This is a genomic window from Stenotrophomonas sp. G4, from assembly GCF_003428825.1.
GTDB lineage: Bacteria > Pseudomonadota > Gammaproteobacteria > Xanthomonadales > Xanthomonadaceae > Stenotrophomonas > Stenotrophomonas indicatrix.
In genome coordinates, this window is the sequence record NZ_CP031741.1 from 3,887,027 (window position 1) to 3,898,679 (window position 11,653).

11 protein-coding genes are annotated in these 11,653 nt (G+C 66.0%); 6 read left to right on the forward strand and 5 right to left on the reverse strand.

The features are described 5' to 3' along the window. Positions 1-8: 8 nt before the first annotated feature. From D0Y85_RS17740 to D0Y85_RS17760, 5 genes are all read left to right on the forward strand, one after another. On the forward strand, positions 9-1,313 hold the full coding sequence (locus D0Y85_RS17740; RefSeq protein WP_117311439.1) for an ABC transporter permease: 1,305 nt from the start codon (positions 9-11) through the stop codon (positions 1,311-1,313). 21 nt (positions 1,314-1,334) lie between these two features. Then, on the forward strand, positions 1,335-2,549 hold the full coding sequence (locus D0Y85_RS17745; RefSeq protein ID WP_105164682.1) for an FtsX-like permease family protein: 1,215 nt from the start codon (positions 1,335-1,337) through the stop codon (positions 2,547-2,549). A gap of 1 nt (position 2,550) precedes the next feature. Then, on the forward strand, positions 2,551-2,934 hold the full coding sequence (locus D0Y85_RS17750) for a PDZ domain-containing protein (protein ID WP_117311440.1): 384 nt from the start codon (positions 2,551-2,553) through the stop codon (positions 2,932-2,934). A gap of 140 nt (positions 2,935-3,074) precedes the next feature. Next, positions 3,075-4,421, forward strand: a complete 1,347-nt coding sequence (locus tag D0Y85_RS17755) for a sigma-54 dependent transcriptional regulator (RefSeq protein WP_117311441.1) — start codon at positions 3,075-3,077, stop codon at positions 4,419-4,421. After that, positions 4,418-5,779: a HAMP domain-containing sensor histidine kinase gene (locus D0Y85_RS17760; protein WP_117311442.1), complete on the forward strand. Its 1,362-nt coding sequence runs from the start codon at positions 4,418-4,420 to the stop codon at positions 5,777-5,779. Before D0Y85_RS17755 ends, D0Y85_RS17760 begins: the two co-directional genes overlap by 4 nt. 554 nt (positions 5,780-6,333) lie before the next feature. On the opposite strand, the gene D0Y85_RS17765 is transcribed toward D0Y85_RS17760, so the two are convergent. Together D0Y85_RS17765 and glmU are read right to left on the reverse strand one after the other, a co-directional pair. Then, positions 6,334-6,867 (reverse strand): GNAT family N-acetyltransferase, encoded by a 534-nt coding sequence (locus tag D0Y85_RS17765; protein WP_117311443.1) that lies wholly within the window; start codon positions 6,865-6,867, stop codon positions 6,334-6,336. Further along, entirely contained in the window at positions 6,836-8,203 is a 1,368-nt protein-coding gene (gene glmU / locus D0Y85_RS17770) for a bifunctional UDP-N-acetylglucosamine diphosphorylase/glucosamine-1-phosphate N-acetyltransferase GlmU (RefSeq protein ID WP_117311444.1), read from the reverse strand. Before glmU ends, D0Y85_RS17765 begins: the two co-directional genes overlap by 32 nt. Before the next feature lie 79 nt (positions 8,204-8,282). Between glmU and D0Y85_RS17775 the strand changes: the two genes are divergently transcribed. After that, positions 8,283-8,666 carry a GtrA family protein gene (locus tag D0Y85_RS17775; protein WP_117311445.1) on the forward strand — a complete coding sequence of 128 codons (384 nt, stop codon included), beginning with the start codon at positions 8,283-8,285 and terminating at the stop codon, positions 8,664-8,666. A gap of 100 nt (positions 8,667-8,766) precedes the next feature. On the opposite strand, the gene D0Y85_RS17780 is transcribed toward D0Y85_RS17775, so the two are convergent. The 3 genes from D0Y85_RS17780 to atpG all read right to left on the reverse strand — a co-directional run bounded on the left by D0Y85_RS17780 (position 8,767) and on the right by atpG (position 11,610). Beyond that, complete coding sequence (locus tag D0Y85_RS17780; RefSeq protein WP_025877355.1) at positions 8,767-9,189, reverse strand: F0F1 ATP synthase subunit epsilon; 423 nt, start codon at positions 9,187-9,189, stop codon at positions 8,767-8,769. A gap of 112 nt (positions 9,190-9,301) precedes the next feature. Then, positions 9,302-10,708, reverse strand: coding sequence for a F0F1 ATP synthase subunit beta (gene atpD / locus D0Y85_RS17785; RefSeq protein ID WP_093818068.1), 1,407 nt, complete (start codon positions 10,706-10,708; stop codon positions 9,302-9,304). Positions 10,709-10,746: 38 nt separating this feature from the next. Further along, entirely contained in the window at positions 10,747-11,610 is an 864-nt protein-coding gene (gene atpG / locus D0Y85_RS17790; protein WP_025877359.1) for a F0F1 ATP synthase subunit gamma, read from the reverse strand. Positions 11,611-11,653: the final 43 nt, after the last annotated feature.

Below are 11,653 nucleotides of genomic sequence, written 5' to 3' on the forward strand. Positions count from 1 at the left end.
GCACGACCATGTTCGCCTACTACGCCCGACTGGCGGTGCGCAGCTTCCGCCGCAACAAGGTACTGACCGCGCTGATGGTGGTGGCCATCGCATTGGGCATCGGTGCTTCGATGACCACCCTGACCGTGTTCCACGTGCTGTCCGGCGACCCGATCCCGGACAAGAGCGACCGCCTGTTCTACGTGCAGGTCGATCCGCGCCCGCGCTCGGGTTACCTGACCGGCGAGGAGCCGGAGACCCAGATGACCCGCTTCGATGCCGAGACGCTGCTGCGCGAGAAGCGTGGCGAGCGCCAGGCGATGATGAGTGCTGGCGCCGTCACCGTCGAGCCGGAAGGCAGCACGTTGAAGCCGTTCAACATCGACACCCGCTGGACCTCGGCTGACTTCTTCCCGATGTTCAACGTGCCGATGCTGTATGGCCGCGCCTGGACGGCCAGCGACGATGACGGCCGCGCCCGCGTGGTGGTGCTGTCCAAGGTGATCAACGACAAGCTGTTCCAGGGAGCGGACAGTGTCGGCCGCCAGATCCGTGTCGAGGGCCATTCGCTGCGGGTGATCGGGGTGATGGATACCTGGAATCCGGAACCGCACTTCTTCGACCTGACTGTGGGCAACTACGGCCGCGAAGAGGACCTGATGATGCCGCTGTCCACCGCGATGGACCTCAAGCTCGGCAGCAACGGCAACATGAACTGCTTCCGCGACGGCGCACCCGATGACGACAGCAATTCGATCAACGCGCCGTGCACCTGGATCCAGTACTGGGTGGAGCTTGACCCGTCCAGGGCCGAGGACTACCGCCGCTACCTGGTGAACTATTCGGACCAGCAGCGGGCTGCCGGCCGCTTCGAGCGCCCGGCCAACGTGCGCCTGCGCACCGTGATGGAGTGGCTGACCTTCAACAACGCGGTACCCAGCGACGTGCGCCTGCAGATGTGGCTGGCACTGGGTTTCCTCGGTGTCTGCCTGGTCAACACGGTCGGCCTGCTGCTGGCCAAGTTCCTGCGCCGCAGCGGTGAGATCGGCGTGCGTCGCGCACTGGGCGCCAGCCGCGGGCAGATCTTCCTGCAGTGCCTGGTTGAAGCAGGCGCGGTGGGCGTGGTCGGTGGCGTGCTCGGCATCGGCCTGGCACTGCTGGGCCTGTACGCGGTGCGCCAGCAGCCGGTGGACTACGCCAAGCTGGCCCACCTCGACGGCAGCATGCTGCTGCTCGCCCTCGGCCTGACCCTGCTGGCCAGCATTGCTGCCGGCTTCCTGCCCGCCTGGCGCGCGATGCAGGTCACCCCGGCCATCCAGCTCAAGTCGCAGTAAGCACCAGAACGAGGACTTCCCATGGACATCCGCCCCATCCTCAGCACCCTGCGCCGGCACAAGACCGCAGCCGCATTGATCGTGCTGGAAATCGCCCTGACCTGCGCCATCGTCTGCAATGCCCTGTTCCTGGTCACCCAGCGCGTGGAAAAGATCAGTCAGCCCAGCGGCCTGGCCGAGAACGAACTGGTCATGGTCCGGGTCAGCGGCATCGGCAAGCAGGCCAACGCCATGGCCCGCACCAACGAAGACCTGGCATCGCTGCGCGCGATCCCCGGCGTGACCAGCGTGGCCAAGGTCAACCAGCTGCCGTTCCGCCGCAATTCGAGCAACACCAGCATCTCGCGCGAGCGTGACCAGGAACGGCCGACAGCCTTCGTGTCGCAGTACATGGTTGGCGAGAACGCGTTGTCCACGCTCGGCCTGCAGCTGGTCGCCGGCCGCGACTTCCAGCCCAGCGAGTACATCGACCTGGAAGAAGCACAGAAGAATCCGAAGCCCGACCGCGCCGCACCGGTGATCATCAACCAGCAGGTCGCCGCCAAGATGTACCCGGACCAGAGTGCGCTGGGCAAGACCTTCTACATGGGCAACCAGGCCCTGCATGTGGTTGGTGTGGTCGCCCATCTGGCCACCCCCACCGACTACAACGACAACAGCACCCTGTCGATGATCCTGCCGGTACGTACCGACTTCACCCGCGGCCCGTACATGCTGCGCACCTCACCGGAACGCCGCGATGAAGTGCTGAAGGGTGCGCTGGCCGCGCTGGAGCACAACGACCCCAACCGCTTGGTGCGCGAGAAACTGACCTACCAGGAACAGCGTGCCGACTACTTCAAGAACGACCGCTCGATGGTCGGCCTGCTGGTGACGGTCTGCGTGGCGCTGCTGGTTGTCACCGCCCTGGGCATCGTCGGCCTGGCCAGCTTCTGGGTGCAGCAGCGCAGCAAGCAGATCGGCATCCGCCGCGCATTGGGCGCCACCCGCGGGCAGATCCTGCGCTATTTCCAGACCGAGAACTTCCTGCTGGCCACGCTGGGCATCGTGCTGGGCATGCTGGCGGCGTACGCCATCAACCTGGCCCTGATGAACATGTACGAGCTGCCGCGCATGCCGCTGCTGTACCTGCCGCTGGGCGCAGCGCTGCTGTGGCTGCTGGGGCAGATCGCCGTGTTCGGCCCGGCCCGCCGCGCCGCTGCGGTGCCCCCGGCCGTCGCCACGCGGGGGGCGTGAGATGCGCGCCAGCCTGCTGGTGCTGTTGCTGGCCCTGCCGCTGCCGGTACTCGCCGGAAGCAGCAGCGCGCAGACGCTGGAGTGGCGACAGGACGATGCGCGGCTGGCGCTGCGCTCGACCGAAGGCGTGGTGAGGGTGGATGCGGCCAGCCCGGAGGCGCGCTTCGGCGTGCGCCATGGCGACCGCATCCTGCGCGTGGACGACTCGCCGGTGCGGCAGATCGAACAGCTCGCCGACGCAATACGGGCGGCATCGACGCCCACCGTCTACCTTCTGCTGCGCCGCGATGGCCGGATGCTCACGGTACCGGTGGCGGTGTCGGCGTGGCGGGCGGCGCTGAACCCGCCAGCACCACCGCCACCGCCGCCCCCGCCACGGCGCTGAGTCCGGACGCCCCTGCGCTACCGCTGGTTTCGCTATATTGCAGAGCGGCCCGGTAGCGCCGGGCCATGCCCGGCGGTTCCAGCCGCTGCAACTGCACCCGCCCCGCCGGGCATGGCCCGGCGCTACCCTCTTTGCGACCCATGCCTGCGATCCTGATCATCGACGACAACGCCAGCGTGGGTACCGCGCTGGATGTGCTGTTCTCCCTGCATGACATCGACACGCTGCAGGCGCAGAGCCCGGCCGAAGGGCTGGCGCTGCTGGAGTCTCAGCCAGTGGACCTGGTGATCCAGGACATGAATTTCAGCGAGGACACCACTTCCGGCGAGGAAGGCGAGGCCCTGTTCGCGCAGATCCGCGAACGCCACCCCGATCTGCCGGTAATCCTGCTGACCGCCTGGACCCACCTGAGCAGCGCGGTGGACCTGGTCAAGGCCGGTGCCGCCGACTACCTGGCCAAGCCCTGGGATGACCGCAAGCTGCTGACCACGGTCAACAACCTGCTGGAATTGTCCGAAGCGCGGCGCGAACTGGACCAGCGACGCCAGCGCGAACAGCGCCAGCGGCATGCGCTGGAAGACAAGTACGCATTGTGTGGTGCAGTGTTCGCCGACCCCGCCAGCGAGCGGGTGATCGCCCTGGCCTGCCAGGTCGCGCGCTCGGAGCTGCCGGTACTGATCACCGGCCCCAATGGCGCGGGCAAGGAGAAGATCGCGCAGATCATCCAGGCCAACTCGCTGGTGGCCAAGGGCCCCTTCGTGGCGGTCAACTGCGGCGCCCTGCCCTCCGAACTGATCGAGGCCGAACTGTTCGGCGCCGAGGCCGGCGCCTATACCGGCGCCAACAAGGCGCGCGAAGGCAAGTTCGAGGCAGCCGACGGCGGCACGCTGTTCCTGGATGAGATCGGCAACCTGTCGCTGGGTGGGCAGATGAAGCTGCTGCGCGTGCTGGAAACCGGACGTTTCGAGCGCCTGGGCTCCAACCGCGAACGCCAGGTCAAGGTGCGCGTGGTCAGCGCGACCAATGCCGACCTGCCGGCGATGATCCGCGAAGGTACGTTCCGCGAAGACCTGTACTACCGGCTCAACACGGTGGAACTGACGCTGCCGCCGCTGGCCGACCGCCCCGGCGACATCGTGCCGCTGGCCGAGCATTTCCTCAGCATCGGCAAGCCGCTGTCCAGCGCGGCGGCCACCGCACTGCAGCGCCACCTGTGGCCGGGCAACGTGCGCGAGCTGCGCAACGTGATCCAGCGTGCCGAACTGCTGGCCACCGGCAACCGCATCGAAGTGGCCGATCTCAACCTGCCGCGTGCACCTGCTGCACCACGCCCGACGCCAAGCGCCGGCAATGATCCCGACCGCGCACGCATCGAAGACGTGCTGGCGCGCAACCACGGGGTCATCGCCCAGGCCGCTGCCGAGCTTGGACTGAGCCGGCAGGCGCTGTACCGGCGCATGGACCGTCACGGCATCCCACGCGAATGAAGCGACGCTCCTTCACCTTCCGCCTGTTCCTGCGCCTGCTGCCGGTGCTGGCGCTGGCTGCCGCGCTGCCGTGGCTGCTGGCCTACTGGATGGACCATGGCTGGGTGGTGACCACGGTCTCCACGATCATCCTGCTGTCATTGATGTGGTGGACGCTGCGCCGCGCCACCGCACCGGTGCGCTCGTTGATGCGGGCGCTGTCCGGGACCACCAGCAGCTACCGCGACGGTGAGTACAACTTCGGCATCTACTGGCCCGGCAATGACGAACTGGGTGACCTGGTGCAGGCGCACCGCGAACTGGGCGAGGTGCTGCGCGCACAACGCCAAGGCCTGGTGCAGCGCGAACTGCTGCTGGACACCATGGTGCAGAACACTCCGGTAGCGATGCTGCTGATCGCCGCCGGTGGCGATGGCATTTCCCGCGTGGTGTTCTCCAACCTGGCCGCGCGCAAGCTGCTGCACAGCGGCTGGAAGCTGGAAGGCCAGCGCATGGAGGATGTGCTCGAGCAGCTGCCGGTGGAACTGCGCGATGCCATCGGCCGCGGCGGCGACAGCCTGTTTGCGGTGAAGTCGGAAAGCGAAGACGGTGTGGAAGGCGACGAGGACGACGAACAGGTCTATCACCTGTCGCGGCGCGCGTTCCAGCTCAACGGCCGCCCGCATGACCTGCTGCTGGTACGCCAGCTCACTGCCGAACTGCGCCGACAGGAAGTACAGACCTGGAAGAAGGTGATCCGGGTGATCAGCCACGAACTCAACAACTCGCTGGCGCCGATCGCCTCGCTGGCGCACTCCGGTGGCGAACTGGTCAAGCGCGAGCGCTTCGACCGGCTGCCGGAGATCTTCACCACCATCGAAGACCGGGCCCGCCACCTGGAAGGCTTCATCCGCGGCTACGCGCGTTTCGCCAAGCTGCCGCAGCCGCAACTGCAGACCGTGCACTGGGCGCCGTTCCTGTCCAGCCTGTGCCAGCAGATTCCGTTCACGATGGTGCGTGCACCCGACGCGGAACTGAGCAGCCGGATCGACATCGCCCAGTTCGGCCAGGCCCTGCTCAACCTGCTGAAGAATGCACACGAGGCCTGCGCCGAAGCCGACCCGCCCAACGACGACGTGCAGGTGCAGCTGACCCGGCTGCCGCAGTGGCTGCGGCTGGATGTGCTGGACCGCGGCAAGGGCATGAACGAGCAGGTACTGCAGAATGCGCTGATGCCGTTCTATTCGACCAAGCGCAACGGCACCGGGCTGGGGCTGGCCCTCACCCGCGAGATCGTCGAGGCGCACGGTGGCCGCGTATCACTGCAGAACCGCACCGAGGGCGGGCTGTGCGTGTCGATCCTGTTGCCGGGGGGGTAGGTTTGTTCTTCCTTCCTCTGTTGATGGCTGAAGGTTGATCACGGTTCATGGGTGTCACTTTTCTTTGTACGCAAAGAAAAGTAACCAAAAGAAACGTTCCGCCGGCCGCGAGCCGATGCTGCGCATCGGTGCCCTGCGCTCCTCGGCGAATCAGGGGGCGGTGCCGAACTCGCTGCGCTCAGACATCGGCACCTCTCCGCCCCTGATTCCCCTGCGGTGCTCGGCTCGCTTCAAGGCGGACTTGAGAAGCAGAGCAAAAGCATCCACGCATGGCGTGGATCTACTGGGTGCAGCTGTGGCCTTTGACTTGGGTCCGCCTTGAAGCGAGCCGAGCACCGCAGGGCCGGCGAGGGCGAAGAGGCGCGGGTGTCTGAGCGAAGCGAGTTCCCGCGCCGTCCCTCGACGGACCGGGGAGCGCAGGGTACCGGCGTGCGCAGCACGACGGCTCGCGGACTGGCGGCGCGTTTCTTTTGGTTACTTTTCTTTTCGCGCGAAAAGAAAAGTGACACCCATGAACAATCATCAACCTTCAGCAATCAACAGAAGAAGCAAAACTAAAGCACCCGTCGCATCGCCACCCGCAGGTGCATCGGGAATCCCAACGCGGCTTCCTCGGCCATCACCCCTCGCAGGCCCGCGCTCCACTCTGACTCCGGGAGCAGGGTGAATCCTTCGCTGGCATAGAAAGCCGCATTCCACGGTACATCCGACAACGTGGTCAGCACCGCCGCCGGATAGCCAAGCGCCTTGGCCTCGGCGAGTGCGTGCTGCAGCAACGCCCGTCCGTAGCCACGGCGAGCATGATTGGGATCGACATCCATCTGCAGCACATGGAAATCGCCGTCGAGCGCCCCACCCAGCAGGTAGCCGGCGATGCAGCCATCGGCGCCTTCGATGATCCACAACAGGCCACGCCGCAGTCCGGCCTGCAAGGTGGGAAGGTCCAGTCCATGGCCGGCGAACACCGGGTACGCCTCGTGCCCGCGCAGCAGTTCGCCCGCACGCTGTTCGATGCGGGGCAACGCGTCGAGCTCGTCGACGCGCGGTGGCCTCGGCTCAGCTTTTCTTGATGGGGCGCTGCCAGCCATCGATGGTTTCCTGGCGCGCACGGGCTACGGTCAGCTTGCCGTCCGGCGCAGTGCGGGTGATGACCGAACCGGCAGCAATCGTCGCCCCTTCACCGATCAGCACCGGCGCCACCAGCGAACTGTTGGAGCCGATGAAAGCGTTGTCACCGATGGTGGTGGTCGACTTGTTCACGCCGTCGTAGTTGCAGGTGATGGTGCCCGCGCCGATGTTGACCTTGCTGCCGATCACCGCGTCGCCCAGATAGGTGAGGTGGTTGGCCTTGCTGCCCGCTCCCAAGGTGACCTTCTTGGTTTCCACGAAGTTGCCCACGTGCACGCCATCGGCCAGCACGGTGCCCGGGCGCAGGCGCGCGAACGGGCCGATCTGGGCCGCGCCCTCGCTGATCACGCCTTCCACATCGCAGTGCGCACGCACTTCGGTGCCCGCGCCGAGAGTGACGTCCTTCAGCCGGGTGAACGGGCCGATGGTCACGCCATCGCCGAGCACCACCTTGCCTTCAAGAATCACATCGACATCGATCATCACGTCGCTGCCGACGATCACCTCACCCCGGATATCCACCCGCGCCGGATCGCGCACGCGCGCGCCCTGGATGCACAGCGCGCGCACCGCGCGCCGTTGCCAGGCCCGTTCCAGCTGCGAGAGCTGCCACGGATCGTTCGCGCCTTCGGCGTCCTGCGCATCGGCCACCAGGGCCATCTCCGCCGGAGTGAACTCGCGGGCGGCAAAGGCGAACACATCGGTCAGGTAGTACTCGCCCTGCGCGTTGCTGTTGGACAGCTGGGACAGCCAGCGGCGCAGCGCCGTCGATTCGGCAGTGATGATGCCGGTGTTGATGATGCGCACCCGGCGCTGTTCATCATCGGCGTCCTTCTGCTCGACGATCGCCCCGACTTTGCCTTCGGCATCGCGCAGCACGCGACCATAGCCGGTGGGATCCTCGACATCGGCCACCAGCACGGCCAGCCGGCCCGGCTGGGCCAGCAGCTCGCGCAGGGTCTGCGCACGGATCAATGGCACATCGCCGTACAGCACCAGCACCTGGGCGGCGTCGGGTACCTCCGGCATGGCCTGGGCCACCGCATGGCCGGTACCCAGCTGCTGCGCTTGTTCGGCCCACAACAGGTCCGGCTGGTCAGCGAAACAGCTCCGCACCTGATCCCCGCCGTGGCCGTACACCACATGGATGGCAGCCGGCTGCAGTTCCCGCGCAGTGGCGATCACATGCGCCAGCATCGGCTGGCCGGCAATCGGCTGCAGCACCTTGGGCAGCACCGACTTCATGCGCTTGCCGGCGCCAGCGGCGAGGATGATCACGTGCAGGGGTTGGGTCATGCGGGCGGTCCACGATTCGATGGCGGTGATTCTAGAACGGGGGCCGTTAACATGGAGCCCCCATCATGACCCCGGCAGCATGAGCCTGCTTCGCCAAGGCCGTTCCTATCTCATCGTCGGCCTGCTGCAGTTGCTGCTGGACTGGGCGGTGTTCGTGCTGGCGACGGCGGCCGGCATGCCCACGGCGCCCGGCAACATCTGCGGGCGCGTGGCCGGCATGCTGCTGGGCTTCTGGCTCAATGGACGCATCACCTTTGCCGACACCAACGGGCAGCGCCTGGGCTGGCGCCGCTTCGCACGATTCCTGCCGCTGTGGCTGCTGCTGACCATGGCCAGCACGCTGCTGGTGGCCGCCGCCGACCATGCGCTGGGCCTGCGCTACGCCTGGCTGTCAAAGCCGCTGGTGGAAGGCGGGTTGGCAGCGCTGTCTTTCGTGTTGATGCGGTGGGTGGTGTACCGCTGAATCCCGCCGTGGTTGCCGGCCAGCGGCCGGCACTACAGAGTCCCCACACATACAAAAACGCCGGCACTGGGCCGGCGTTCCTGCTTGATGGCGCTGGACCTCAGTGCTTGAGGGTCTTGCGCAGGCGCTCCAGCGCCTGCAGCTGGACAACGGCCTCTGCCAGCTTCTGCTGGGCTTCGGCCACTTCCATCGCTTCGCCGCGGTTGGCCAGGATGCGTTCGGCTTCTTCCTTGGCCTTGCGGACCGAGGCTTCGTCGATGTCCTGTGCACGGATAGCGGTGTCGGCCAGCACGGTCACCACCTGCGGCTGCACTTCCAGGATGCCGCCGGAAATGGCGAAATCCAGCTGCTCGCCGCTCGGCGTGGTCACTACCACCTTGCCTGGCTTGAGGCGGGTGATCAGCGGTGCGTGCTTGGGCGCGATGCCCAGTTCGCCCAGCTCACCGGTGGCCACGACCAGGGTCGCTTCGCCACGGAAGATTTCCTGCTCGGCGCTGACGATGTCGCAACGGATGGTGCTCATGTAACTCTCTTCGCTAGGGGGCGGGTCGAACCCACCGCAGGGATTCCGCAGCGGTGGGCGCAGGCCCACCCCGTGTCACGGTCGGGACGGGCGTGTGCCCGTCCCCGCCGCATCAGGCCTTCTCGGCCATCTTCTTGGCCTTCTCGACCGCTTCTTCGATGCTGCCGACCATGTAGAACGCCTGCTCCGGCAGGTGGTCGTACTCGCCATCGACGATGGCCTTGAAGCCACGGATGGTGTCCTTCAGCGACACGTACTTGCCCGGCGAGCCGGTGAACACTTCGGCCACGTGGAACGGCTGGCTGAAGAAGCGCTCGATCTTGCGGGCGCGCGACACGGCCTGCTTGTCTTCTTCGGACAGTTCGTCCATGCCCAGGATGGCGATGATGTCCTTCAGTTCCTTGTACTTCTGCAGGGTCTGCTGGACGCGCTGGGCGGTGTCGTAGTGCTCGTGGCCGATGACCAGCGGGTCCATCTGGCGGCTGGTGGAGTCCAGCGGATCGACTGCCGGGTAGATACCCAGCGAAGCGATCGAACGCGACAGGGTCACGGTCGAGTCAAGGTGGGCGAAGGTGGTCGCCGGCGACGGATCGGTCAAGTCATCGGCCGGCACGTAGACGGCCTGGATCGAGGTGATCGAACCATTCTTGGTCGAGGTGATGCGCTCCTGCAGGACGCCCATTTCCTCGGCCAGGGTCGGCTGGTAACCCACTGCCGACGGCATGCGACCCAGCAGTGCCGACACTTCGGTACCGGCCAGGGTGTAGCGGTAGATGTTGTCGACGAACAGCAGCACGTCCTTGCCCTTGCCGTTCTCGTCCTTCTCGTCGCGGAAGTACTCGGCCATGGTCAGGCCGGTCAGGGCGACGCGCAGACGGTTGCCCGGCGGCTCGTTCATCTGGCCGTACACCATCGCGACCTTGTCCAGGACGTTGGAGTCCTTCATCTCGTGGTAGAAGTCGTTGCCCTCACGGGTACGCTCACCCACGCCGGCGAACACGGACAGACCGCTGTGCGCCTTGGCGATGTTGTTGATCAGTTCCATCATGTTGACGGTCTTGCCGACGCCGGCGCCGCCGAACAGGCCGACCTTGCCGCCCTTGGCGAACGGGCACATCAGGTCGATGACCTTGATGCCGGTTTCCAGCAGCTCGGTGGCCGGGGACTGGTCTTCATACGACGGAGCAGCGCGGTGGATTTCCCAGTTGTCGCTGGAGGCGACCGGACCGGCTTCGTCGATCGGGCGGCCGAGCACGTCCATGATGCGGCCCAGGGTGCCAGCGCCGACCGGCACGGAGATGCCGCGGCCGGTGTTGGTGGCCACCAGGTTGCGCTTCAGGCCGTCGGTGGAGCCCAGCGCGATGCAGCGGACCACGCCGTCACCGAGCTGCTGCTGCACTTCCAGGGTGATTTCGGTGTTGTCCACCTTCAGCGCGTGGTACACCTTCGGCACCGACTCGCGGGGGAATTCGACGTCGACGACGGCGCCGATGATCTGAACGATCTTGCCCTGACTCATTGCTGCATCCTCTAAATGTGTGCTTTTAACGAACGCGGTCAGACTGCTGCCGCGCCGCCGACGATTTCGGAGATTTCCTGGGTGATCGCTGCCTGGCGGGCCTTGTTGTAGACCAGCTGCAGGGTTCCGATCAGCTTGTTGGCGTTGTCACTGGCCGACTTCATCGCCACCATGCGCGCGGCATGCTCGGAAGCGACGTTCTCCAGCAGCGCCTGGTACACCAGCGACTCGATGTAACGCGTCATCACGTGCTCGAGCACGGTCGCGGCATCGGGTTCGTACAGGTAGTCCCAGTCGTGGTGCGCAACCTGCTTCTCGGCTGCCGGCAGCGGCAGCAGCTGATCGAAGCTGGCCTTCTGCGTCATCGTGTTGACGAAGCGGTTGTAGACCAGGTACACGCGGTCGACCTTGCCTTCGGTGAAGGCGTCGAGCATGACCTTGATCACACCGATCAGCGATTCCAGCTTCGGCGTGTCGCCGATGTGGGTCACCGTGCCGACCATGTTCACCTTGACCCGGCGGAAGAAGGTCGATGCCTTCTGGCCGATGGTCACCAGGTCCACTTCGGCGCCCTTGTCCTGCCAGGCCTTGGCTTCGCCAAGCATCCTGCGGAACAGGTTGTTGTTGAGGCCGCCGGCCAGACCGCGATCGGAGGAGATCACGATGAAACCGACCCGCTTGACCTGCTCACGCTCGACCAGGAACGGATGCTGGTAGTCGGTGCTGGCCTGCGCCAGGTGGCCGATCACCTGCTTCATCGCCTGCGCGTACGGACGCGAGGTCTTCATCCGATCCTGCGCCTTGCGGATCTTGGAGGCCGAGACCATTTCCAGGGCGCGCGTCACCTTGCGGGTGTTCTGCACGCTCTTGATCTTGGTTTTGATTTCGCGTCCGCTTGCCATCTTTTATTCCCGTGGCGCGGGGCCGGGGCCCCGCGTTGTTCAA